Below are 24,432 nucleotides of genomic sequence, written 5' to 3'. Positions count from 1 at the left end.
TATCGATGTCATTCAAATTACGGTTGAATTATTGCCCGTACAGACGCAAAAATCTTGCATGAATGGTAGCCCCCTGGTTTTGGACGAGTTCGACCACAAGTTGCTCGAACTATTGCAGCAAGACGCCTCGGTGACGCTGAGCGAACTGGGCGAGGCCGTGGGCCTGTCGCCCAGCGCGGTGCAGCGCCGGATGACCCGCTACCGCCAGGACGGCCTGATGCGGCAGGTGGCCGTGCTCGACCCGGTGACGCTGGGCAGCACCCTGGCCGCGGTGTGGGTGACGATGGAACGCGAGTCGGCCGAGGGCAACGCCAGCTTCCATGCCCGCGTGCGCGCCGCGCCCGAGGTCCAGCAGTGCTACACCCTGGCCGGCGAGTGGGACTACCTGGTGATCCTCGCCACCACCGGCGTCGCCCATTGCCGGCAAGTCGTCGACCGATTGTTCCTCGACGAAGGCAACGTCAAGCGCTACGACACCCATCTGGTGTTCGACGTGGTCAAGCACGGCCTGGAACTGCCGACCCGGGATGCGCCGCGGGCGACGCGCAAGCGGCGTGGGTGAGACGCGGCAGTCGGGCCATCCTGGTTGAGGGGCTGGTATCGGCTCGGTCGGCATTCACTCCGCCGGCTGCTTGCCCGGCGGGATGACGGACGATGATCGCGTGAATGCGTCGCCGCAGGCGCGCGAACCCCGGGCGCTCGCCGCTTTACCCCGAGCGTGGCCGGGCCCAGGATTGACGGCGCCACACCGCGGGCCGAAGCACGCGGGCCGCTTTGCACTCACGATCGGAAGGAGTCGGGCATGTTCAGGAAGGGCGCGGATGAAAAAAGCGAGTCGCGCATATTCAAGAAGAGCGTGGATGGAAAAAGCGAGTCGAGGATATTCAAGAAGAGCGTGGATAGAAAAAGCGAGCCGAGCATGTTCAAGAAGGACGCGGAGAAAAAAAGCGTCTGGGGCGTATCCGACCCGCTGAAACGGAAGTTTCTCGCCGGATTGAGCATCGGGATCGTCATCGGCATCTGCATCGGCCGCTTGCTGCCTTAGCTGTCTCAAGATCGTCATTTGCTCACCAACTTGTTCGCGCCGCTTCGCAGCCGAAGCGAGGCGGCGTGGCGTTCGCCTGACGCCGCCGCGACGTTCGAGCCCAGCGGCCTCTCGACATGCACCGGCAGCGATGACCTGCGATCACCCGGTCGCCCCGCAAGGTTCGTCGCAGGCGACCTTGGCGCGCTTCAAGCCGCCTGCTCGCGCTGCAACAGCTTTTCCTTGAGCGGCAAACCCCAGCGATAGCCGCCCAGCGAACCATCGCCGCGCACGACGCGATGACACGGCACCACCACCGCCACGCGGTTGTTCGCGCAAGCCTGCGCCACCGCGCGCGCGCCGCGCGGCGAACCGACCTGCTGCGCGATCTGCTCGTAGCTGCGGGTCTGCCCGGGCGGAATCTTCATCAAAGCGTCCCAGACTTTTTTCTGGAAGGCGGTGCCGATCAGGTCCACCGCCACGGTTTCGCGCTTGCCGCCGAGGGTCTGCGCGACCGCGCGCACGCGCGGCGCCAGGAACTCGTCGCGGCCGGCGTCGACGCGCTCGAGCGTGGCCTGTGGGAATTCGCTTTGCAACTTCGCCTGCAAGACTTCAGCGTCGTCGCCAAGCTCGACCATGCAGATGCCGCGCGCGGTGGTCGCGACCAATGCGGTACCGAGTTCGGTCTGGGTCAGGCTCCAGCGGATCTGCTCGCCGGCGCCGCCGGCGCGATAGCGCGCCGGGGTCATGCCCAGACGCGCCGCGCCGCTTTCGTACACCCGCGAGGGCGAGCCGTAGCCGGCGTCGTACAGCGCCGCGCTGACGTCGCTGCCTTCGCGCAGCGCCGAACGCAGGCTGCCGAGCTTGCGCTGGGCGAGGTATTCGGCCGGGCTCAGACCGAAGCGCGCGCTGAAGCGGCGCTGCAGGTGCGAGGGGCTCAGGCCGACCGCTTCGGCCAGTTCGGTCAACGACGGCTCGCCGGCCTCGAGCAAGACGCGGGCCTGTTCGAGCTTGTCCGGGGCGGGTGTGGGCGTAACCGGCTTATCGGTGACAGGACCGGTGTCGGGCTTGCGGCTGTGAGTCTTGGCGTTCATGAGGCAAGACTAGGCTTCATGCCCGGGTCTCGCTATCCGCATCTTGCCTGCGCCGGGGTCGGATTTTGAGGGTTGGTTCGGGTCGGATTATGCGCGGTTGCGTGGTCCGGAAATTGGCGATGGTCCAGGCAGACGAAGAAGGCTCGGAGTCTGTGGATCGCGGCCTTCTCTTTAGCATTGCGGCCCCTTGCCTTAGTGGTTCCCCAAGTCTTTTGTGGGCGGGCTTCAGCCCCGACGCCTTTCGCTCCGCCGCGATGAACTACCGGACTTGGTCGAAAAGCGTCGGGGCTGAAGCCCCTCCCACCAAAGACTTCGCTAATTTCGTAAAGACCTTGACGGCATTCGCATCTGGTGGCGCCGCAGCTGCGCGTTGACTGCGGCCATGCTTGCAAGGCACCCAGGCTTGGCCTGGAGCGATGCTGCCCTTCCCCGCAAAGCGACTCGCGCCCGCACAAAAAGAAAGCGCGCCCTCAAGGCGCGCTTTCAGTCGAACATCTGCGAAACCCGCCTCAGTCGGCCCAATGCCCCGGCGCGGTCGCGGTCGGCAGCACCTGCGCCGACAGCTTGCGGTCGGCGTTGAGCAGGCGCACCGCATCGGCCAGGATCGCCGCCGATTCGCGCAGCAACGGGTCCGGACGCTTCTCGGCGAGCTTCTCGCGCGCCGCGTCCTTGGCGATGTCGCGCTCCGACGCGGCCAAGCCGTCGTCGTTGGAGTCGTCGCCCAGCGGATCCAGGTCCAGGCCCAGTTGCTTGCGCTCGGCCTGACGCTGCTTGCGCTTGCCGTCTTCGCGATCGCGTTCGGCGCGGCGCTCGACTTCGTTGAGCGAAATCCACTTCTTGGCGCGCTCGGCACGGAACTCGGCCACGTCCTGCGACCACCACTGGAATTCCTTGTCGCCGACGATGCGGCTGCTGTGCAGGGTTTCCAGCTTCGGCAGCAGCGGCGCGAAATTGCCGTAGCTGGTGTGCGGGACGGCCGCGATCTTGGTCCACGGCAGCGCGTTGTCGTAGGTGCTCTCGCCGTACTCGGTCGCGTCGACCGACACCGGGAAGGCGATGTCGGGCACCACGCCCTTGTGCTGGGTCGAGCCGCCGCTGACGCGGAAGAACTGGGCGATGGTCAACTTGACCTGGCCGAAGCGCGGGCCTTCGTTGGCCGGCCAGCGGTCGAGGTCGGCGAGATTCTGCACCGTGCCCTTGCCGAAGGTGGTTTCGCCGATCACCAACCCACGCCCGTAATCCTGGATGGCACCGGCGAAAATCTCGGAGGCCGACGCCGAACCGCGGTTGATCAACACCGCCAGCGGACCTTCCCAGGCGATGCCCGAATCGGTGTCGCTGTCGACCTGGACCCGGCCGCCGGCTTCGCGCACCTGCACCACCGGGCCGCGATCGATGAACAAACCGGTCAACTCGACCGCTTCGTTGAGCGAACCGCCGCCGTTGTTGCGCAGGTCCAGCACCACGCCGTCGACCTTGTCGGCGCGCAGCTTGGTCAGCAGCTTGGCGACGTCGCGGGTGGCCGAGGCGTAATCGTTGGCGTTCTTGCGGCGGCCTTCGAAGTCCTGATAGAAGCCCGGCAGCTTGATCACGCCGATGCGCTTGGCCGGCGCGCCGTCGGCCGGCGGCACGTTGATGATCTCGGACTTGGCGGCCTGATCTTCCAGTCGCACCTTGTCGCGCACCAGCACGATCCGGTTGGGCTTGCTGTCCAGGCCGGCTTCGGCCGGGATCATGTCCAGGCGCACCTTGGTGCCCTTGGCGCCGCGGATCTTGGCGACCACGTCGTCGATGCGCCAGCCGATCACGTCGTCCATCGCGCCGCTTTCGCCCTGGCCCACGCCGACGATGCGATCGCCGGGCTTGAGCAGGCTGCTGCGCGCGGCCGGACCGCCGGGGATCACTTCGCGGATCGCGACCACGTCGTCCTGCTTCTGCAACAGCGCGCCGATGCCGTCGAGCGACAACGACATGGTCATGTTGAAATTTTCAGCGGACTTCGGCGTCAGGTAGTCGGTGTGCGGATCGATCGCGTTGGCGTAGCTGTTGACGAAGGTCTGGAACAGGTCCTCGCCCTTGATCTCGCCGATGCCCTTGGCGAGGTTGGCGTAGCGCTTGTCCAGGGTCTTGGCGATGTCGTCGTTCTTCTTGCCGGCCAGCTTCAGGCGCAACCAGTCGTTGCGCACCGACTGCTTCCACAACGCGTCCAGCGCCGCCGTGTCGGCGACCCAGGGCGCGTCCTTGCGGTCGTAGTCGTAGCGGTCCTTGCCGGTGAAATCGAAGTTGGCCGGCTGCTTGAGCAGGCCGCGCGCATAGGCGACGCGTTCGTCGACGCGCTGCTTGTAGGCGGCGAAGATCGTGTACGCGGGCGACAGGTCGCCGCTCTTGATCGCGTCGTCGAGCTTGGTCTTGTAGACGTCGAACTTGGCGATGTCGGCGGCGGTGAAGAACTGCTTGCCGGCGTCGAGCGATTCGAGATAGCGCTTGTACATATCGGCCGACAGCGCGTCGTCGAGCGCGCGCGGCCGGTAGGCGTAGCGGCTGTCGGACAGCAGGCCGTAGACCATCTGCGCGGCCGTCGACTGGTCGGCGGTGGGCGCATTGGGCAAACCGCCCGTGCCGGCGGCGTCGGGTCGCGCCAACAACGCCAGCGGCGCGGTCAGCAGGAGGCCTGCAAGCAGGGTCAGGGTACGCGTGTTCTTGAGGGTCATCGCGGAGTCTTCCCGGCGAGGGTGCCGGATCTGTGCAGCGGCTAAAGGATGTAGCGGCTTTTGACCAGTCCACAGTGCCGAAAGTTGCCTGTGCTGTCACGCCACCCTGCGAAATTACCTGTTGCGGGCATGAATCTGGTTCAGGTTGACGGCCGAGGACGTTAGCCGGACGTTAGAACGGCGGGATCGGGCACGGATTGGCCGCGCAATCGCTCGGTTGTCGTTTGCGCGATGGGTCGCGCGAGTCGGCGGCCTGCGCCGGCCAGGCCGCCTGTGACGGCTCCGGCCCATTCGATGTCGACGTTTGACAAAGTGGGCCGTTGCGCCGGTTGGACGCGGCGAGCGGCTGGGTTCAAGAACAGCGGCGCGGTCGATCGGGCCGGCTGCGGGCGCTGAGGCAGTTCCGGTCTTCCAGGTGTTCCGAACTGCATCGCTGATGAGCCCCGCCTCAGCCGGACCCGTCCGGCGCGCGGGCGACGATCGAAAATCCGTGAAGGCCGCGATCGCCGAGGGCCGGCTTGCACCTGGCTCAGGCGACCGCGAACCCCGCGTCGATCGCCTGCCGGTCGGCGTGATACGACGAACGCACCAGCGGGCCCGAGGCGACGTGGGTGAAGCCCAGCGACATGCCGTAGACCTCGAGTTCCTTGAACTCTTCCGGCGTCCAGTAGCGCAGCACCGGGTGGTGGTGCGGGGTCGGCTGCAGGTACTGGCCGATGGTGATCATGTCGACGTCGTGGGCGCGCAGGTCGCGCAGCGTGGCCTGCACCTGCTCCATGGTCTCGCCCAGGCCGAGCATGATCCCTGACTTGGTCGCGACCTGCGGATGCTGGGCCTTGAACTTCCGCAGCAGGGTCAGCGACCACTGGTAGTCGGCGCCGGGGCGGACGTTGGCATACAGGTCCGGCACGGTCTCGACGTTGTGATTGAACACGTCCGGCGGGTTGGTGTTGAGGATCTCCAGCGCGCGTTCCATGCGGCCCTTGCCGCGGAAGTCGGGGGTCAGCACTTCGATCTTGGTGCGCGGGCTCTGCTCGCGCACCGCCGCGATGCAGTCGACGAAATGCTGGGCGCCGCCGTCGCGCAGGTCGTCGCGGTCGACGCTGGTGATGACCACGTACTTCAGGCCCATGTCGGCGACGGTGCGGGCCAGGTTGGCCGGTTCGCTCGCGTCCGGCGGCTTGGGCCGGCCGTGGGCGACGTCGCAGAACGAGCAGCGGCGGGTGCAGACCTCGCCGAGGATCATGAAGGTCGCGGTGCCGTGGCTGAAGCACTCGTGGATGTTCGGGCAGCTGGCTTCTTCGCAGACCGTGACCAGGCGGTTCTCGCGCAGCTTGGCCTTGAGCACGGCGACCGAGTTGCCCGACGGAATACGCACCCGGATCCACGACGGCTTGCGCAGCACCGGCACGTCGGCGAACTGCACCGGCGAGCGGCTGATCTTGTCGCCGCCGAGCTGCTTGGCGCCGGGCGTCATCGTGGTCGATTCCAGCACCGCCGGCGCGAGCACTTCGGGCGCGCCGCCGCTGACGATCGTGAGCGGGATGGATTTGGAGGCGGGGGTGGTCATGGCGTTGCTTAGCTCTTGTCGTTTAGCTCCCTCTCCCGCAATGCGGGAGAGGGCTGGGGTGAGGGCCGGTAGCTGCCTGCGTCATCGCGGCGGCTGGCGGATCGGCGCGCCCTCATCCGCCCTTCGGGCACCTTCTCCCGCTTGCGGGAGAAGGAACATCAAATATCCTCCCGCTTGCGGGAGAAGGAACATCAAGCACTCCTCCCGCTTGCGGGAGAAGGAAAATCAAGCACTCCCCCCGCATTCGGGAGAAAGAAAAATCAAAAGCTCAACGGCTCCGCGTCCTCGACCGTCAGACCGAACTGCCGCGCGAGTTGCGCGACCAGCACCGGCTTGACCTGCTCCATGCCCGACGGGCCGCCCAAGTCTAGCACCGAGGTCACCTGCAGCCCCTGATAACCGCAGGGATTGATGCGCTGGTACGGCGACAGGTCCATGGCGATATTGAAGGCCAGGCCGTGGAAGGTGCAGCCGCGGCGGACCCTGATGCCCAGCGCCATGACCTTGGCCCCGGCCACGTACACGCCCGGGGCGCCGTCCTTGCGGGCACCCTCGATGTTCCACTCGGCCAGGGTGTCGATCACCGCCTGTTCGATCCGGTCGACGTACTCGCGCACCCCGACCTTGAGCCGGCGCAGGTCCAGCAGCGGGTACAGCACGATCTGGCCGGGGCCGTGGTAGGTGACCTGGCCGCCGCGATCGACGTGGATCACCGGGATATCGCCCGGCATCAGCACGTGTTCGTCCTTGCCGGCCTGGCCCAGGGTGAACACCGGATCGTGCTCGACCAGCCACAGCTCATCGGGCGTGTCCGCGCCACGCGCGTCGGTGAAGGCCTGCATCGCGCGCCATACCGGCTCGTAGGGCTGACGGCCCAGATCGCGCAACTGCGCGCGCGGCGGCGCGCTTTCGCCACCGAACACGGCGGCGACCGCGTCGATCACAGTGTCCACTTCACTTCCGGGTGCTCGCGTAGGACCTGATGGGCGAGGTCGTACTGGGCGCGATTCTCGGCGCGGAAGCTCAACTTGACCGAGACGAACTTGCCGGTCGATGAGTGCTTCCACTGGATGGTTTCGGTTTCCACGTTGATCCCGGCACCCAGCAGCAGGCGCGGCAATTCGTGCTCCAGGCCCGCGTCGGCCGCGCCCATCGCGCTGAGCTCGAACGTGCCGGGAAACTGGAAGCCGTGGTCGGGGTTGTCGGAATGAATGTCCATGGCGGCCATTATGGGTCCGGGGCCGGGGCAACCCAAGCGCAGCGGTGGGACGGCGGTGTGCTGGAGGTGGAACGGCGCCGCATCTGGCGGACTTGCGCCGCGACTGGCTGGCAACCGCCAGATCCGGCATGGCTCGGACTGGGACGATCGCGCAGCCGATGCAGATGCGGCCGCGCGAGCGGGCTGTGTACGAACACCGACGCGCATTCGTCGCGAACCGCGTCGACGCGCCGGCCGCCGTGCGCTTTCGCCGCCCATACAGGCTCGTGCATCATCGAACAGCCCCACTCGACCGCATGAGAACGCAAAGATGAGCGAGCGCCTGCTATTGGTCCTCGACCTCGACGAAACCCTGATCCACGCCAGCGAGATCGAGCTCGATCGTCCCGCCGATTTTCGCGCTTTGCGCTATCACGTCTACCGCCGCCCGCATCTGCAGCGTTTCATCGATCATGCGCTGGCGAATTTCGAAGTCGGGGTGTGGACCTCGTCGGGAAAGCTCTATGCCGCGGCGGTGGTCGAAGCGCTGTTCCCGCCGGACTCGCTGCGCTTCGTGTGGACCGAAGAACGCTGCTCGATCAGCCGCGACTGGACCACCGGCGAGTACATGAACCGCAAGCGCCTGCACAAGCTCAAACGGCGCGGTTACCGCCTGGAACGCGTGCTGGCGATCGACGACACGCCGTCCAAGCACGCCTACAACTACGGCAACCTGGTGTGCGTGCGCGAGTACCTGGGCGAAGACGAGCATGACGATGAACTGCTGCGGCTGATGCCGTACCTGGATTTGCTGGCGGCCGAGCCGAACATGCGCACGATCGAGAAGCGACGCTGGCGCGAGAAGGTGCTGGCGGCTGCGGCGCGCGACGAGCCGATGCCCGGCCAGCGCGCCGATGGCGCGGATTGAGACGGATCGTGTAGACCGCCGCCGGCCCTGATAACAGAGCGCGGCGACCGGTCTAGCCAATGCGCTGCGCGCGACGGATCGCGATACAACATCCATCGCTGCCCATGGCCTGCTCCGGTGCGCGCAATCGTTCTCAACCAGTGAGTGGCCGGTGCGATCTAATAGCGGCAACACGCAGCCGCTAGAACCTGGCCCTGCCGCGCGCCTGCGGCACGCTCCCCGGAGATCCCCCGATGCCTCCCAGCCAATCCGTTGCCCTGCCCCTGCGCGGCCAGTTCCGCAGCCTGTACACCCAGCTCAAGCGCGCCCATCTGCTCGAACACACGCCGGTGATTTTCTGCGAAGGCGATTCGTGGTTTTCCACGCCGCTGGCGATGAACCTGCTCGACTGGATCGTCTCCCCGGCGCCCGAGGACGAAGCGCGCGGCGTGCCCTTGCTGGGCCACGGCGGCCTGTTCTTTCGCGCCGAACACAGCGGCGATCACGCCTCGCGCAATCCCGCCGACCCCAAGCGCTCGATGTTCGTGCGCGACAACATCGACGACATCATCGGCTGGTGCGGCAAGTTCGACTTCGACCTGATCCTGCTCAGCGCCGGCGGCAACGACTTCGTCGACAATTTCCTCAAGAAGACCTTCGCCGGCCAGCACAACCTGTCCGCCGACGCCGGCTTCCAGCGCGTGCTCGACACCGGCAAGTACGAACAGGTCAAGCAGGCGTATGCGCTGTTCCTGCAGGCCGCGCTCGCGGCCAAGCCGAACATACCCATCCTCGCCCACACCTACGACCATCCTCAGCTGATCGGCCGGCCGGGCGCGTTGACCCCGGGCAATATCGGCGTCGCTTCCTTGCTAAAGAAAAGCGTGGGCCCATGGATCGGCCCTCACATCGACGCGATCGTCAACGCCGACCCGGCCAAGACCGCGGACGAACGCCGCCGTTTCGTGCGCTTGTTGATCGACGGTTTCGAAAAGAACGTGCTGCGCGAGCTCAAGCACGACCCGCGCTTCGCCGGCCGTTTCGACTATGTCGACCTGCGCGGCACGCTGACGTCGCAAAGCCAATGGTTCGATGAAATGCATCCAACCGAAGCGGGTTTTCACGCGTTGGCGAGCAAGTTCCGCGCGGCGATCATCGGCAAGCTGCCGGCGGCGAAGCGCTAGGTTTGGTCGGATCTGAACTTCCGAGCGCTCCATTACGACAACGTCGCAACCTGCGCCGTGGTTGCATTCCCGCGGTCGCGGCTTGCGCCGCTCCTACAGGGAGGCCATGAGGACTGCGATCCACTCATGCACCATCGCGCGGGGTTGTGAATCATGGTCATTGCAAGTTCGGTGCCTACGCGGGCAGGCACGCCCCACACTGAACATTCTCCCGCAGTGGCGCACGACGCACATCCATGTCGCCACCCTATGAATGGGCTTTTGCTAGCGCAAGTTACAGGCTTCGCGGCGCTGGATGGACTGCGCGCCTTCGAACATAAGCAAAAAAACCGCAATGCCTATTGTGGAACGCCAGCACGATCCCCTGCCGAGCCAATTGCCCCGACCAAACCTGGCTCCGGCAGCATTGATAGGCTGTAGCAGGCCACCCCAGAAATATCGCGCATGAGCATCGATCCCTACGCCGCACCCAAAAGCCAGATCACGCCGGCGCATCCGCAGCGACCGCGGCCCAGCCACTGGTGGTGGCTGTACTTCGCGATTCTGTGCGCATTGTTGCTGGCCGGAATGTGGATGCAATGGCGCATCGGCATGCTGTCGCTGACCACGCTGCTGCCCACCTTGTTGAACCTGTGGGGCATGCTTGGGCTGGTCGGCTTCATCACCGCGCGGCCGATCGGGCCGCGTTGGCAATGGCTGATCTGCCTGATATTGACCTCGGCACAACTGAGCGTGGTCATCCTGATGCTACTGGGCAATCTACTAGCGTCCGGATCGAGCTCCGAACAGCTCGTGGCCCTGCTTGCACTGACCGGACCGGTGTTGATGCTGCCATTGCTGCTGGCGCTGACCCGCTATCATTTCGACTTCGGCTATCTGTGGACACAACGCGCCAACGACTGAACGCGGACCCAAGCCCAACCGCCGAAAACGAAAAAGGCCGGCAAACGCCGGCCTTTTTCATACTGCGATGAGCGCCAAAGCGGACTTACTCCGACTCCCACCACATCCAGAACTCGTCCCACAGGCGCTTGAAGAAGCCGCCCTCTTCGACCGCCGCCATCGCCACCAGCGGACGCTGCGCGATCACCTTGCCGTCGAGCATGACCTTGACCGTGCCGATCGCCTGACCCTTCTTGATCGGCGCGACCAGGCTCTTGGGCACGTCCATGCTCGGCTTGAGCAGCGGGTACTTGCCGCGCGGCACGGTCACCAGCAGCGGCTCGGCGACGCCGAGCTGGACTTGCGCGGTCTGGCCCTTCCACACCTTCTGCTGGGCGATCACCTTGCTGGTGTCGTACAGCTTGTGGGTTTCGTAAAAGCGGAAGCCCCAGTTGAGCAACGCTTGGCTGTCGGTGGCGCGCTGGGCTTCGGAGGTCGAACCCATCACCACCGAGATCAGGCGCTGGTCGCCGCGCAAGGCCGAGGCCATCAGGCAGTAACCGGCCTTGGAGTGGTGGCCGGTCTTGATGCCGTCGACGGTGTTGTCGCGCCACAGCAGCAGGTTGCGGTTGGGCTGGGTGATCGGCCCGACTTTCAATTCCTTGATCTTGTTGTACGAGTAAGCGACCGGGAAATCGTGGATCAGCGCGCGACCCAGCAGGGCCAGGTCGTGCGCGGTGGAATAGTGATTCTCCTGCGACAGGCCGTGCGGATTCACGAAGTGCGAGTTCTTCAGGCCGATGCGCGCGGCGTACTGGTTCATCAGCGCGGCGAAGGCGTCTTCGCTGCCGGCGACGTGCTCGGCCAGGGCGATCGCGGCGTCGTTGCCGGACTGCACCACCATGCCTTTTTCCATCTCCACCAGCGGCGCGGTCTGGTTGACCGCGAAGCCCGAGTAGCTGCCGTCGGTGGCCGCGCCGCCCTTGCGCCAGGCGTTCTCGGTCATCATCACCTGGTCGGTGTCCTTGACCTTGCCGCCCTTGAGCTCGGCGGCGATCACGTAGCTGGTCATGACCTTGGTGATGCTGGCCGGCTCGACCCGCAGGTCCGGGTTGTGGCTGGCCAGGATGTTGCCGCTGACCGCGTCGATCAGCACCCAGGCGGTGCCCTGGATCTGCGGCGGCGGCGGAACCGGCAGCGAATCGCTGGCCGGCGGCAGTGCCGCGGCGGGCGTGGCGGCGGCCGGTGCAGCGGCGGGCTTGGCGGCCGGGGTTTGCGCCGAGGCGAAACCGGCCCCAACCGTTACCAGAAATGCCGAGGTCAACGCGGCGAAGGCGGCGGCGCGCGAGGTGGAGCGAAGGGTCATCGTTGAACTACTCCGGAGACCGGCAGCGTGCCGGCCGAGGGTGTGTGGGGTTCCGGCGTCGGCGTCCTGGCGTCCACCGCGGGTATTGGCCGGACCGGGCGTTCCATCCCCAGTCCGCGAAGTCGTGCATCGTGCCTGAGATGGACGATGCTTGCAGCCGCCCGGCACGCCGGACGGCCGCTGCAGTTCAGTCGCGCACGCGTTGCGGCTGGCCGAATCCCAGACCGACGATACGGGCGGCGAGTTCCGGCGCGGCATCGGCCTGCAAGGGGCCGACCCGCAAACGCCAGACTTTCTGACCGTTGGCGGCGTTGCCGTCGAGCAACTTGGCGGTGCCGATCCCGGCGCCGCGCAGCATGGTCAGGGCGCGATCGGCGTTGCTGCGCGCGGAGAAGCTGGCGACCTGCAAGACCACGTCGCCGACGCTGGGCGTGGCGGCGGCGAGCACCGCGGCGGCCTTGGCCGGGCTCGGCGGCGGCGGCGCGGCCGGCGGCGCCGGCAGTGCGGTGGTGGTGGCCACCGCGGTCGCGGGCGATGCCTTGCCGGCTTTCTTCGCGGCTTTTTCGGCCGCGGCCAGGGCCTTCGCCTGTTCTTTCTGCTGCTTGGCCATGGCGCGCTGCTCGGCCCGGCTCAGCGGCTTCGGCGGCGCCAGGGCCACGCCCTTGCCGGTCGCGACGCGGACCTGGCGGGTCTTCATCCACGCGTCGAACTCGTCGGCGCTCATCGACTTGCCGTTCTGCATCATGTCGAAGCGGTAATCGCCCGAGGCCGACGCGACGGTGGCGGCCGGCTTGGCTGCGGTCGTGGCCGGCTTGCCGGTCGCGACCGTGGTCTTGCCCTCGGCGGCCGGCATCGCGGCCACCGGCAACGGCTTGCCCGTGGCGACGGTGGTCTTGACCGACGAAGCAGCGACCGGCGCGGGTTTGCCGGTCGCCACGCGCACGCCGGGCGGCAATTCGCCGGCGTTCGCGCTGGCGATCGGCATCGCCGAAACCAGCCGGTCGATCGCCGACGGCGACGCCGGCTTGGCGGCTACCGCGACCGGCTGCGGCGGATTGTTGGCCGCGCTGGCGTACAGCGGCGGCGCCGCCTCGCCCGGATGCAGCGCGCGCACCTCGACCCGGCCGGTGCCGCGCTGGGTGATGCCCAGCTTGACCGCGGCGGCGTAGCTCAGGTCGATCACCCGGCCGTCGTGAAACGGGCCGCGGTCGTTGACCCGCACCGTCACCGACTTGCCGTTGTCGATATTGGTGACCCGGGCGAAGCTCGGCAGCGGCAGCGATTTGTGCGCGGCGGTGAAGGCGTACATGTCGTACACCTCCAGGTTGGAGGTGCGGCGGCCGTGGAATTTCTGGCCGTAGTACGAGGCCGTGCCGGTCTCGACGTAATCGTCGTGCGAGTCCAGCACCTTGTAGGTCTTGCCCAGCACCACGTACGGCGAGCGGTTGCCGAACTGCGAGCGCGCCTCGGCGACGACTTCGGGTTCGGGGATCGAATCGACGTCGGGGATGTAATCGGGCGTGGTGTCGCTGACGCCCGGGGCGTACAGGCCGCCGGCCTTGTAATTGCCGCGCTTGCTCAGGTCTTCCTGCGCCGGCGCATACGGCGACTTCTTGCGTCCGCCATGCGACGACGACGACGGCAGGCCGGCGCTGTGGACATGGCCGCGATCGGGCAGCGCGAGCGGCTCGGAGCCGGATTTCTTGGGAGCACTGGCGCAAGCCGCGAGGGTCAGCGGCAGCGCGGCGACGATCAGCCGCCCAATCGCATGTGCGATCGGCAGCCGTTTCGGGCCGGCGCCGCTCATGCCCGCGGTGCCTGGGGTTCGACCGTCGGGGCCGGCGCGACCGCCGGGCTGGACACGTTCACGGGTGCGGCCAAGGGATTCTCCCGTCCGGCGATCGCCTCGGCCAGCTGGTACACCGCCATGCCGTAATGCTTGGAGATGTTGTAGCGGGTGATCGCGTAGAAGTTGCGGAAACCGAGCCAGTATTCGGGACCGTTCACACCATCGAGATTGAGCAGCGTCGCGGTCTCGGTCGGCGCCACCGGGGTCAGCGGGCGATAGCCGCGCGCGGCCAGATCGCTGAGCGAATACACCGGGTCCATGTTCTCGGGCACGAAGTCGGCCGCGGTCGCATCGCGATTGACGCGCGCGACCACCGGGCCGCCGCGCACCCAGCCGCCCTTTTTGACGAAGTAGTTGGCGATCGAGAAGAACACGTCGTCCAGATCGGTGAACAGATCGCGCTTGCCGTCGCCGTCGCCGTCCACCGCGAACTCGCGATAGCTCGACGGCATGAACTGGCCCCAGCCCATCGCGCCGGCGTAGCTGCCGGTCAGGGTGGTGATGTCGATCTTTTCTTCCTTGCCCAGCGCGAACAGCTGGGCAAGCTCGCCACGGAAGAACGCCTCGCGGCGGTTCTCGCGATCGAGCTTGGCCGGATCGCCGGTGCGCGGGTAGGCGAAGGCCAGCGTATACAGCGCATCGACCACGTTGTACTTGCCGGTGTTCTTGCCGAAGCTGGTTTCCACGCCGACGATCGCGACGATGATCTCGGCCGGCACCCCGGTCTGCGCCTGCACGCGATCGAGCTGCGCGCGGTGCTCGGCCAGGAATGCCTTGCCGCCGTCGATGCGGGCCTGGGTGATGAAGATCGGGCGGTAATCGCGCCACGGCTTGGCCTCGGCCGGCCGCGACATCGCCGCGACGATGCTGTCGCGGATCTGCGCCTTGGCCAGCACCGACTCGATATAAGCCGGGTCGACGCCGTATTGGCTGGCGGTATCGCGCACGAACTGCGCGCGCGCCTGCTCGATCGGCATCTGCACCACCGGCGGCGGCAGCGCGGGTGTGCCGACCACTGGAGTAGCGGGCTTGACCGGCGGCGGCAACGCGGGCGTCGCGGCGGCGGCCTGGGCGGTGGCGATAGGGGATACGGAAGGCGTCTGCGTAGCGCAGGCGGCCAACGCGAGCGTGAGTGCGCCGAACAGGGCGCAACGGGCGGTATGGCGTCGGGTCATTGGCGCGAGGGTAGCACGCGGGCCCGTGGTAAAAAAACCTTGGGTTTGCGGGACTTAACCGATTTTGTTCACGTCAGGTTGTCGAATTGAAAGCGGCTGCGAGGTGGCTTGCGGATGCCTGGGCTCGACGGTGAAACATGAATAGCGGGGCTGACCGAGCGTGATGGCGAGGGCTGGGCGACATGTAGCGGTGGACAGCCCCTCGTCCTCGGCGACGCCCCGGACCTCAGCACCGATTGAAGAACGACGCCTGCAAAAACCGCATCCCCGCCAGGATCTGCGCGACCCGTTGCGGCGACAGCACGCCGATGTGCTCGCCCAGGCGCGCCTTGTACAGCGACGACACCTGCGAGACCACCACCACGCTGCGCTTGGCCAAGCCGCCCTCGCCCGCCTCCAGCGCGACATTGCCCGGCTCGCTGGCGCGGGCCGGATTCGAACTGAGCGCACAGACCACCACCGTGCCGATGCGCGAATGATTGAACACGTCGTCCTGCACCACGACATGCGGATGCGCGACCCCGGGAATCGATCCGCGCGAGGTGTCCGGCTCGATCCAGAACACATCGCCCTGATTCACGACCCTCGCGAGCACGTGATGATTGGCTTGATCGTCTCGGTCCATGGTTAGGTCGAATGCAGAAGGACGGTTGAAGAAGAAACGGTGGCAACGCAACGACGCGCACGAAGGCGCGCGTCGTCGCCCACCGCGCTCAGGACTTCCCGGCCCGCGCCAGATGGTAGGCGACGAGCGCATTGGCATGCCCATGGCCCATCTGATGCGCGGTCTTGAGATGGGCGACCATCTCCATGTGCTTCTTGCCGTTCAATGCCTCGAGCACGCCCAGCCAATGCGCGATGGGCTGACCGTAGTTCTTTTCGATCGAAGGGAAATACGAGGCCGGCCCTTTCACTTTCGCGTCGTCGCTCATGGCGTTCGTGTCCATATCGATACAGATCAAGGCGGCTAATCTATCGCAAAGATCGCAGCGTTATCCCGCTCCGCCGACCGCTTGATGGGCGTTGCCGATCGTCAGATGCAATGCCGGAGCAGGTTCGCGCGGCAGTCCGAGTTCCTCGCGCACACTCAGGGCCTGCGCGCACGACACCGGACACCACACGAACCCCTCGGTTTCGCATACCACCGGGTCGTAGTCGAACTCGACCGTCGCGCCGTCCAACCGCTTCCATGCCGCGGCATTCGCTGGCACCTCGCCGCGGATCACCGAGATATGCGGGCCCCACAGCGGACTTTGCAGCGCGCGCGTGCGGCGATGGCCGAGCAGGAATTGGTGGCGCAGATAACGCCCCAGCTCGGGATCGCAATCGATGATCAGCCACCACCAGGTACTGCCGCCGTCGCGACGCGTGTGGCCCGCGCCGGGGCCAAGCTCGGGGCTGTAGCGAAATACCCCAGTGGAACGCAGCAATGAGGGACTCGGCATGCAAGGTCGTCCTTGACGGGTGGCGCGAATATCAACACAGGATTGTATGAACCGCAGCACGGCGAGCAACCGGCTCACAACGAACACGCTTTCTTTAGCAAGATCCCCCACGCGGGCGCAATCACGCCGGAACCAGTGCGGCAGCCAATCGAAGCGCGCGCACGACAGGGCGCTACCCGTCTCCGGTCGTCCCGCTATCGTGCCCGCGCAGCTGCTGCGCGAATCGACGAAGCTGCGGCCGCGCGTCCTGCAAGGCATCCGCCAACAAGGCCGCCAGGCGCGGCGACTTCAATTGGCGCAGACACTCCAACGCCGACATCCGCGCCCACTGCTGATTCTCGTCGACACGCTGCCACTCGCCCCAAGCCAACGCTTCCGCCGCATGCACGCCGAGCGAGGCCAGCGAGCGAATCGCGCGACGACGCACGTACTCGTCCTCATCGCCGGCCAAGGCCAGCAACAGGCCCTCGGCCTCGTGACCACGCGGCAACTGCGCCAGTTCGACCGCCAACTGCCAACGCGCCTCCGCCTCGCCTTGAACCAGCGCAGCGCCGGTAAGCCACAGCAGTGCGTCGGGATGTCGCTTGCGGATTTCACCAACCAAGTATTGAGCGTCGTTGTCGCGAGCGATCGCATACAGCACCCGCCCGACATTCTCATCCGGCCCACCCTGCCCCGCATATTCGCCGAGCCATGCAAGCACCGCCTCATACCAGACCGGCCACGCCTCGTACGCGCATTCCCACTGGCCGTCGCGCACTGCGAGACCGGCGGCCCAGTCGCGAAAGCGGAACGTTTCAGACGTCAGATCAGGCATCGCCGTCTTGCGTCGCACGCTTAGCCACAGCCATCACACCTCATCCGCGCGTGGCGACCGGACCTGCGTCAAGCGCTCGCGACATGAGGCACCGAACTGGCGATAGTTGACCCGCGCCTGGGCCAAACTTAGCCTGCCATTCGGGCCGCCAAGCACGTCGGCCGCATTGTCATCGTCCTGGCCGTCGTCCTCCCAACCGCAGACCGCGCAGATTTCGTATCCGCCGCGTTCGCCGATGGTCTTGCAGCAGCAACACGGGCAGCGCAACGCTGAATCTTGCGGGTTGGGACTCATGTCGGCCGTCTTTCATCAGCGCCAAATCGATCCTGCATGACGCAGGCAATCGTTCGGAAGGAACTTGAGAACGGGCGCAGGCGGATCGGCATGAGTCCACTGTATCGCGGCACAGCCAGAATGGAATACGACAACGGCGTCGCGGCGAATCGCCCGTCCCGCGACACGCCGACTTCCACAGCGACCTGTGCGCAAACCGCACAGCTGCTGTACGCGCAACCCACTAAGCGATCCGACCGAAGCTGCGCATCATGGCCGCCACCCGAACCCAACAGGCCCATCGCATGCGAATTTCTGCCCTTCTCGGAATCGCCACGCTCTCGATCGCCGGCATCGGCGCCGTTGACGCAACCGCCACGCCCGCGGAACAGCACCCCACCATCCGCGCCATCGCCGGCGCCACCCCGGTCTCGACCCTACAGGCGAGCAAGACCGCATTGCTCGTGATCGACTTCCAGAACGAGTACTTCGCCGGCGGACGCATGCCCATCCCCGACGGCGACGCCGCGCTGCGGCAAACCCGTCGCCTGCTGGAATTCGCCGACCGCCACCGCATCGCGGTCGTTCACGTCCAGCACGTACTGCCGGCCGGCGCGCCGCTGTTCGCCGATGGCGGAAACACGGTGAAGTTTCACCCCGCGATGCAGACGCGCCGCGGCGAACCGGTGATCCAGAAGGACGCGGTCAGCGTGTTCGCGGGCGTTTCGGCCGGCGCGATCGAGCAGACGTTGAAGGATGCGGACGCCGACACTTTGATCATCGCCGGGCTGCAGACCCACGCCTGCGTGGCCGGCGCGGCGCGCGACGCGGCCGCCAAGGGCTACAAGGTCATCGTCGCCTCCGACGCCACCGCCACCCGCGACCTGACGCTGCGCGACGGCTCACGGGTCGACCATAAGCAACTGCACGCGTCGGCACTGGCCGAAATCGAGGACACCTTCGGCGACGTCATGAGCACCGACCGGATCATCGCGCTGCCGGTCCACTGATACCCTTGACCCGGAACACGGCATCGGCGCCCCGCCGATGCCGTCCGCCGGGAGTCGAGTGATGGACCAATTGTCAGCCATACGCGCCTACCGCAGCATCGTCGAATCCGGCAGTTTCACCCAGGCCGCCGAACGTCTCGGCACCACCCACACCTCGCTCTCGCGCCTGCTGGGCCAGTTGGAAAAGCACCTCGGCGTGCGTCTGCTCAATCGCAACAGCCGCGGCCTCACCACCACCGAGGCCGGCGCGCACTACTACCGCGACTGCATCGACATCCTCGAACGCATGGATGCCGCGCAGCAGCGCTTGCAGGAGGATCCCGCGCTGCCGTCGGGCGTGTTGCGCCTGAGCCTGCCGCACGCGGTCGGCGCGCTCGAACTGGGGCAATGGCTGCCGGGATTTCTGCAGCGCCATCCGCAGATCCACCTGGATCTTTCCTGCGACGATCGGATCGTCGATCTGGTCAAGGGCAGCTTCGACATGGCGATCCGCATCTCCGGGCCGCTGGCCGACAGCAGTCTGGTCGCGCGCGAACTCGCGGTGTCCGATCGGGTGCTGGTGGCCGCGCCGCAGTACATCGCGCATCACGGACTGCCGCGCACCACCGCCGACTTTCACAACCACCAACTGCTGGCCTATGCCGGCGATGGCCCGACCCTGCAACTCACCTCGCACCGCGGCGAAGTGGCCTCGGTCAAGGCCGGCGACCGGCTGCGGCTGGATTCGATCCTGTCGCTGCACGCGGCCGCGATGGCCGGACAGGGCATCGCCGCATTGACCTACCTGACCGTCCACCAGGATCTCGCCGCCGGCCGCCTGCTGCGCCTGCTGCCTCAGCACCACGCCGGCCAGCGCCATTACTTCGCGGTCTACCCGCACGCACGCCAGCTCACGCCCAAGGTCCGCGCCTTCACCGAGTTCATGCGCGCGCATTACGCGGCGGCGCGGCAAGGCAATGCGGCGTAGGCGAAGATCGGCGATGTTCAATCAGACGATGACGGTCCGTTACGAAGCGGGCGACCGCTGGACACCGGGATGCAACGTCGACTGATCGCTTCGCGGGTTCGATCATCACCGGCCAGCGCAGCCTCGCGAACCGACAAGACCGATTCGTCACGTGGACTTAAGTCGCCGACTTCGCTCCGCGCGCCTTGAGCCACGCAACCAGTTCGTCGTACTCGCCACGCGCGGCCGCATCGAGCGGCGTCATGGGTTCCCACGGCGCCAACCAGTTCACGTCGGCGCCGCGCTCGAGCAGATACTCCGCCGCATCGCGCTGGCCGCCGTGACAGGCGCACCAGAAAGCGCCATCGATCGCTTCACGACTGGACGCGGGATCGACGGCGAACAGCGCCTCGATGCGATCCATCAACCCGAGCGTCGCGGCCTGCGACAGCGTGACCTGCGCGCCGCGTTCGACCAGCCGATGCGCGACGCGCCATTGCTTGAACACGGTCGCGTCGGCGAGCGGCGTACCGCCGCCGATCACCGCGCCCGGTGCCTCGATGTCCGCGCCGGCATCGAGCAAGGCATCGAGCACCGCCACGTCGTCGCAGCTCGCCGCCCAATGCAATGGGGTTTCCCGATGCGCGCCGACGAACCGGGCATTCACATCCGCGCCGGCCGCCACCAAGGCGTTCACCGTCTCAGCGCCATTGGGAAAATGCCCCGGCCAATCCGCGACGATGTGAAGCAGCGTACGTTCCGACCCGCCGGGATCGCCGGCGGCGATCCGGCAGGTGGCGAGGTCGGGGTGTTCCGCCAGCAGCCGATGCAAGGTCGCCAGATCGCCGTTTTGAATCGCATCGACGACAGCCATCGCGATTGCGCTGCCAGCATCTATCGTGTTCATCACTTACCCCGTTTATTCGCGCGGACGCATTGGCATCGGCCAAACCGGCCGGTCAAACGTGCTGATCGAGCATGATCACATTGCCGTCGGGATCGGACAGGATGATGTGCGCCGGCCACGTGCTGTCCGGATCGGCCCGGGTCGCGATCTCCACGCCCTGCGCCTCGAGCGACTTCTGCACCTCGCGCACATCCGTGAACGACGGCAACGCGCTCGCGCTTTGATCCCAGCCCGGATTGAAGGTCAGGATGTTCTTGTCGAACATCCCCTGAAACAGGCCGATCACGGTCGACCCGTTGCGCAGGATCAACCACCCTTGCGCCTGATCGCCGCCCATCGGCGAGAAGCCGAGCTTCTCGTAGAACGCCCGGGACACCTCGATATCCTTCACGGTCAGGCTGACGGAAAATGCACCGAGTTCCATGAGTCACCTTTCAGTCGTGGAGGGCTGTGTGTCGGTTGATCGGCATCGCCGCCGGCATGGATCGCCTGGAACGTCGATTTCAGCACTGTCGTCGGCTTGAGCGAACCGTTCCGGCCATCACTGTGCCGATCCGCATTCGCCCAATCAATCCCAGGCCGTCGCGTTCCTGGGAAATCCGGGGCGCTGAACCCGCACCACGCAAAACCGCTACCCGGCCGGCCCCTGCATCACCACCCTTCGCTCCAGCCGATCGACCACGCGCGCGCCCAAGGCCTCCAGCCGCGCCACCTCCGCTGGAATATCGTCCGTCTCGATATCGATATGAACCCGGCTCTTGTGCTCGACCTTCTGGATCTGCACGACATGTCGGTCATGCGCGTGACGATCAGCCGCCTACGCCGAATACGACGAAAGCGCTGACGAACAAACCAAGACCCACAAGCATCGCCAGCGCCAACACGGCAACATCCCCGCCGCTGAGGTGAGTCCAATCGGCCAGACTGCCGGTGTAATCGTCTGGCTTACCCTGGCGTGCTCGGGAGCGGGCGAACGCCCAGTTGGATGCGACCGCGGGCAATGTAAGGCCGGACAGCAAGGTCAAGGCACCCGGCAACGACACCTCGCCAGCCAGCGCGAACGCTATGCCTGTAAACCAGAACATCAGGATCAATGCCCAGCGCCCTGCCTTGATCATGTGCCGCTCTCTTGTTGGCGCTCAACGCGTGGACATGAAAGGCACTTTATCGCAGGACACTCCCCGCCGACAGGGTCTTCATGTCGCGCTCGTCGACCCACCTCGTGGTGCAGCGACCTCAAAGTCCACTAAGCGCCTCTAGTTTCAGACGGCTACGCAGACGGCGCGACCTGCTTGAACGCGCGTCCTGGCTTCTGGCCTGAGCCGAGCCAACCTTCGCTCGCACCACCCGGGTGCTCGCTAAGGCCACTGCGCTGCTCACGCACACCGCGACGCTGCTTCGGAATACCGATTCGTTATTCGCGTAAGCCGTTTTCGGTCTTACGGAAGACGAATTTCGTGCTCGCGAGTACCAGCATCGACATAGCCAATTCCCTCGTCGCGCAGGATGCCGGCCGCGATCAGATCCGCGACGACCGTGTCCGTCAGGTCGGCGTAGTCGCTCAAGTCACCGAACGCGCCGCTCGCGAACGGCCACGCATTGACGAATGCAATGGCGTCGCCGGGGTGCTCCAGCAAGTACCAAGCCACCACGGCCGCCGCCGCCGGATGCCCGGCGATCTCGCGCTTGGTCGATGCCGGCAGGTGGCGGAACGCGATCTGTTCGCGACGGGTTGCGTTGACGAGGATGTGGCCGACGCTCATAAGTAGCTCTCAAACCGATTGATACGAAGCTGGCTCCGAAACAGGGTGCCGGTAATAGGCGGAATCAGGGATCAGATCGGACTTAGGCAGAGTCCGCTGCGCCCCTGTTTATCCAATGTGCGACACGATTGCAGACACGTCCGCGCATCGCTGCGTGACAGCATATTCCGCAGCGTGACGACCACCGCATTAATCGAAAGTGGATAACTTGACAGGCCGGTCGCCGCACACCACAGTCGGCAGCGCCTGATAGCGCTGCACACGCATGCAGCGCACTTCGCGGATCAGCAACTGACCGCAACACTGTCGTCATTGTTCTCTGGGGGGAACAGCCGCGCCGCAGCACGTCTGCCGCGTGGCTGGAAAAGGTTGGCGCGTCCGCGCCCGCCTCCTTCCCTATCCACCCGATATCCGGAGAACACACCTCATGAGTATCCGATTGACAGGAATCTTGCTGTCCGGCGTTTTGCTGGCGGCCGGGCTGTCGCCCGCGCATGCGCAGAACGTCAGCTGCGCGGGGATCGCCGAATGGAACCCGGCCACCATATATAACGCGGGCAGCAAGCTCGTCTATCAGGGGCGGCTGTACCAGGCGACGACCTCGATCTGGAATACACCGCCCACGCATTGCCCCAGCTGCGGCTACTACCAGGATCTGGGTGTCTGCAGCGCCGGCGGCAACACGCCGCCGACGGTCACGTTGACCGCCCCGGCGAACGGCGCGACCTTCGCCGCGGGCGCCACCATCACCGTCACGGCGAATGCGGCCGATGCCAACGGCACCGTCACCCAGGTGCAGTTCTTCCGTGGCGGCACCTCGCTGGGCGTCGATACCACCTCCCCGTACAGCGCGAGCTGGACCAACGCGGCCGCGGGCAGCTACGCGATCACCGCGGTCGCCACCGACAACGCGGGCGCGACCACGACCTCCGCGGCGGCCAACATCACCGTCAATACCGGGACGCCCGACACCACCGCACCCAGCGTGCCGACCGGACTGGTCGCGACCTCGGTGACCTCGTCCAGCGTCAACCTGAGCTGGAACGCCTCCACCGACAACGCGGGCGGCAGCGGCGTCGCCGGCTACGACGTCTACCGCAACGGCGCGCTGGTCGGCTCGCCCACCGGTACGTCCTTCAGCGACAGCGGCCTGACCGCGTCCACCGCCTACACCTTCCGCGTGCGCGCCCGCGACAACGCCGGCAACGCCTCGGCCCAAGGCACGCAGATCAGCGCGACCACCAGCGCCGGTGGCGGTGACAACACCTTGCCGCGCCATGCGTTGGTGGGTTACTGGCACAACTTCACCAATCCGTCCGGCCCCACCATCCCGATCAGCCAAGTCTCCAACGACTTCGACGTCATCGTGGTCGCCTTCGGCGACGATGCGGGCAACGGCGCCGTCAGCTTCACGGTCGATCCGGGCGCCGGCACCGAAGCGCAGTTCCGCGCCGACGTGGCCGCGGCGCGCGCGCGTGGCAAGAAGGTCGTGCTGTCGCTGGGCGGCCAGAACGGCACGGTGACCCTCAACAATGCGACGCAGGTGACCAACTTCGTCAACAGCATGGAAGACCTGATCCGCTACTACGGTTTCGATGGCGTGGACATCGACCTGGAAAGCGGCGCGGGCGTCTACCACGGCGCGGCCGTGCAGACCAATCTGGTCACCGCCGTCAAGCAGCTCAACACGCGCATCGGCCCGTCGTTCTATCTGTCGATGGCGCCCGAGCACCCGTATGTGCAGGGCGGCTTTTCCGCGTACAGCGGGATCTGGGGCGCCTATCTGCCGATCATCGACGGACTGCGCCAGGAGCTGGACCTGATCCACGTGCAGTACTACAACAACGGCGCGCTGTACACGCCGTACAGCCAGAACGGCCTGGCCGAGGGCTCGGTCGACATGCTGGTCGGCGCCAGCCTGATGCTGATCGAAGGGTTCCGGACCAACAACGGCACCGGCGTCGCCTTCAACGGCCTGCGGCCGGATCAGGTGGCGTTGGGACTGCCCTCGGGCCCGTCCTCGGCCAACAGCGGACAGGCGTCGCAGGCCACCATCGCCAATGCCCTGAACTGCCTGACGCGGTTGCAGAATTGCGGAACGATCCGGCCGCAGCAGGCCTATCCCACCTTCCGCGGTGTGATGACGTGGTCGGTCAATTGGGATCGGCGTGATGGGTTTATTTTCTCTCGGCCGGTGCGGGCTACGTTGAATAGCTTGCCCTGATTGGCAGTGAAAACGTTGGGGGCAGGCGATGCGTTGCCTGCTCTTCGACTCTTTCATATTCGGCGCCCTTGGTGGGCGCCGATTTTT

Annotated in this window: 25 protein-coding genes and 1 pseudogene; 8 read left to right on the top strand and 18 right to left on the bottom strand. The window is 66.2% G+C overall.

The window, feature by feature from the left end:
- The first annotated feature begins 58 nt into the window (after positions 1-58).
- A complete protein-coding gene (locus AC3A4T_RS10100; protein ID WP_487675274.1) occupies positions 59-562 on the top strand; it encodes an Lrp/AsnC family transcriptional regulator in 504 nt (167 codons plus the stop codon).
- Positions 563-802: 240 nt separating this feature from the next.
- Positions 803-1,045 (top strand): hypothetical protein, encoded by a 243-nt coding sequence (locus tag AC3A4T_RS10095; protein ID WP_487675273.1) that lies wholly within the window; start codon positions 803-805, stop codon positions 1,043-1,045.
- 188 nt (positions 1,046-1,233) lie between these two features.
- Here the strand turns inward: AC3A4T_RS10095 and AC3A4T_RS10090 are convergent, their stop codons facing one another.
- The 5 genes from AC3A4T_RS10090 to AC3A4T_RS10070 all read right to left on the bottom strand — a co-directional run bounded on the left by AC3A4T_RS10090 (position 1,234) and on the right by AC3A4T_RS10070 (position 7,618).
- A complete protein-coding gene (locus tag AC3A4T_RS10090; protein ID WP_487675272.1) occupies positions 1,234-2,118 on the bottom strand; it encodes a methylated-DNA--[protein]-cysteine S-methyltransferase in 885 nt (294 codons plus the stop codon).
- Between the two features lie 509 nt (positions 2,119-2,627).
- On the bottom strand, positions 2,628-4,829 hold the full coding sequence (locus AC3A4T_RS10085; protein ID WP_487675271.1) for a carboxy terminal-processing peptidase: 2,202 nt from the start codon (positions 4,827-4,829) through the stop codon (positions 2,628-2,630).
- A gap of 529 nt (positions 4,830-5,358) precedes the next feature.
- The gene (lipA, locus tag AC3A4T_RS10080) at positions 5,359-6,399 is read right to left on the bottom strand and encodes a lipoyl synthase (RefSeq protein WP_487675270.1); all 1,041 of its coding nucleotides are present in this window, start codon (positions 6,397-6,399) and stop codon (positions 5,359-5,361) included.
- Between the two features lie 260 nt (positions 6,400-6,659).
- Positions 6,660-7,340 (bottom strand): lipoyl(octanoyl) transferase LipB, encoded by a 681-nt coding sequence (gene lipB, locus AC3A4T_RS10075; protein ID WP_056107059.1) that lies wholly within the window; start codon positions 7,338-7,340, stop codon positions 6,660-6,662.
- Positions 7,340-7,618, bottom strand: coding sequence for a DUF493 family protein (locus AC3A4T_RS10070; RefSeq protein ID WP_036106308.1), 279 nt, complete (start codon positions 7,616-7,618; stop codon positions 7,340-7,342). The genes lipB and AC3A4T_RS10070 overlap by 1 nt, the downstream gene beginning before the upstream one ends.
- Before the next feature lie 310 nt (positions 7,619-7,928).
- Here AC3A4T_RS10070 and AC3A4T_RS10065 point away from each other — a divergent pair, with 310 nt between their 5' ends.
- The 3 genes from AC3A4T_RS10065 to AC3A4T_RS10055 all read left to right on the top strand — a co-directional run bounded on the left by AC3A4T_RS10065 (position 7,929) and on the right by AC3A4T_RS10055 (position 10,591).
- Positions 7,929-8,525 carry an NIF family HAD-type phosphatase gene (locus AC3A4T_RS10065; RefSeq protein ID WP_487675269.1) on the top strand — a complete coding sequence of 199 codons (597 nt, stop codon included), beginning with the start codon at positions 7,929-7,931 and terminating at the stop codon, positions 8,523-8,525.
- A gap of 233 nt (positions 8,526-8,758) precedes the next feature.
- A complete protein-coding gene (locus AC3A4T_RS10060; protein ID WP_487675268.1) occupies positions 8,759-9,688 on the top strand; it encodes a hypothetical protein in 930 nt (309 codons plus the stop codon).
- Between the two features lie 444 nt (positions 9,689-10,132).
- Complete coding sequence (locus tag AC3A4T_RS10055; protein ID WP_487675267.1) at positions 10,133-10,591, top strand: hypothetical protein; 459 nt, start codon at positions 10,133-10,135, stop codon at positions 10,589-10,591.
- 85 nt (positions 10,592-10,676) lie between these two features.
- Here AC3A4T_RS10055 and AC3A4T_RS10050 read toward each other — a convergent pair whose 3' ends face one another.
- The 8 genes and pseudogenes from AC3A4T_RS10050 to AC3A4T_RS10015 form a co-directional block, all read right to left on the bottom strand.
- Positions 10,677-11,936 (bottom strand): D-alanyl-D-alanine carboxypeptidase family protein, encoded by a 1,260-nt coding sequence (locus AC3A4T_RS10050; protein ID WP_487675266.1) that lies wholly within the window; start codon positions 11,934-11,936, stop codon positions 10,677-10,679.
- A gap of 187 nt (positions 11,937-12,123) precedes the next feature.
- Positions 12,124-13,743, bottom strand: coding sequence for a septal ring lytic transglycosylase RlpA family protein (locus AC3A4T_RS10045; RefSeq protein ID WP_487675265.1), 1,620 nt, complete (start codon positions 13,741-13,743; stop codon positions 12,124-12,126).
- Positions 13,744-13,811: 68 nt separating this feature from the next.
- Positions 13,812-14,960, bottom strand: a pseudogene (mltB, locus tag AC3A4T_RS10040) (lytic murein transglycosylase B); the annotation flags it as partial.
- 226 nt (positions 14,961-15,186) lie between these two features.
- Positions 15,187-15,585, bottom strand: a complete 399-nt coding sequence (locus tag AC3A4T_RS10035) for a type II toxin-antitoxin system PemK/MazF family toxin (protein WP_487675264.1) — start codon at positions 15,583-15,585, stop codon at positions 15,187-15,189.
- Positions 15,586-15,673: 88 nt separating this feature from the next.
- Positions 15,674-15,892: a DUF4287 domain-containing protein gene (locus AC3A4T_RS10030; protein WP_487675263.1), complete on the bottom strand. Its 219-nt coding sequence runs from the start codon at positions 15,890-15,892 to the stop codon at positions 15,674-15,676.
- A gap of 60 nt (positions 15,893-15,952) precedes the next feature.
- Positions 15,953-16,405 carry a hypothetical protein gene (locus AC3A4T_RS10025; RefSeq protein ID WP_487675262.1) on the bottom strand — a complete coding sequence of 151 codons (453 nt, stop codon included), beginning with the start codon at positions 16,403-16,405 and terminating at the stop codon, positions 15,953-15,955.
- 172 nt (positions 16,406-16,577) lie between these two features.
- Complete coding sequence (locus tag AC3A4T_RS10020) at positions 16,578-17,222, bottom strand: HEAT repeat domain-containing protein (protein ID WP_487675261.1); 645 nt, start codon at positions 17,220-17,222, stop codon at positions 16,578-16,580.
- Positions 17,223-17,255: 33 nt separating this feature from the next.
- Positions 17,256-17,516, bottom strand: a complete 261-nt coding sequence (locus tag AC3A4T_RS10015) for a CPCC family cysteine-rich protein (protein WP_487675260.1) — start codon at positions 17,514-17,516, stop codon at positions 17,256-17,258.
- 284 nt (positions 17,517-17,800) lie between these two features.
- Between AC3A4T_RS10015 and AC3A4T_RS10010 the strand changes: the two genes are divergently transcribed.
- On the top strand, positions 17,801-18,505 hold the full coding sequence (locus tag AC3A4T_RS10010) for a cysteine hydrolase family protein (protein WP_487675259.1): 705 nt from the start codon (positions 17,801-17,803) through the stop codon (positions 18,503-18,505).
- Positions 18,506-18,566: 61 nt separating this feature from the next.
- Positions 18,567-19,472 carry a LysR family transcriptional regulator gene (locus tag AC3A4T_RS10005; RefSeq protein ID WP_487675258.1) on the top strand — a complete coding sequence of 302 codons (906 nt, stop codon included), beginning with the start codon at positions 18,567-18,569 and terminating at the stop codon, positions 19,470-19,472.
- A gap of 157 nt (positions 19,473-19,629) precedes the next feature.
- Here AC3A4T_RS10005 and AC3A4T_RS10000 read toward each other — a convergent pair whose 3' ends face one another.
- The 5 genes from AC3A4T_RS10000 to AC3A4T_RS09980 form a co-directional block, all read right to left on the bottom strand.
- Entirely contained in the window at positions 19,630-20,325 is a 696-nt protein-coding gene (locus tag AC3A4T_RS10000; protein ID WP_487675257.1) for an ankyrin repeat domain-containing protein, read from the bottom strand.
- 85 nt (positions 20,326-20,410) lie between these two features.
- A complete protein-coding gene (locus tag AC3A4T_RS09995) occupies positions 20,411-20,782 on the bottom strand; it encodes a VOC family protein (RefSeq protein ID WP_487675256.1) in 372 nt (123 codons plus the stop codon).
- 207 nt (positions 20,783-20,989) lie between these two features.
- On the bottom strand, positions 20,990-21,142 hold the full coding sequence (locus tag AC3A4T_RS09990) for a VOC family protein (protein ID WP_487675255.1): 153 nt from the start codon (positions 21,140-21,142) through the stop codon (positions 20,990-20,992).
- A gap of 25 nt (positions 21,143-21,167) precedes the next feature.
- On the bottom strand, positions 21,168-21,476 hold the full coding sequence (locus AC3A4T_RS09985) for a hypothetical protein (RefSeq protein ID WP_487675254.1): 309 nt from the start codon (positions 21,474-21,476) through the stop codon (positions 21,168-21,170).
- Between the two features lie 321 nt (positions 21,477-21,797).
- The gene (locus AC3A4T_RS09980) at positions 21,798-22,121 is read right to left on the bottom strand and encodes a hypothetical protein (protein ID WP_487675253.1); all 324 of its coding nucleotides are present in this window, start codon (positions 22,119-22,121) and stop codon (positions 21,798-21,800) included.
- Between the two features lie 427 nt (positions 22,122-22,548).
- Between AC3A4T_RS09980 and AC3A4T_RS09975 the strand changes: the two genes are divergently transcribed.
- Entirely contained in the window at positions 22,549-24,345 is a 1,797-nt protein-coding gene (locus AC3A4T_RS09975; RefSeq protein ID WP_487675252.1) for an Ig-like domain-containing protein, read from the top strand.
- Positions 24,346-24,432 lie beyond the last annotated feature (87 nt).

This window comes from Lysobacter sp. Soil_N_51 (assembly GCF_057655755.1).
The sequence above is the reverse complement of the archived record's forward strand: the minus strand, read 5'-3'. Positions and strand labels throughout refer to the sequence as shown.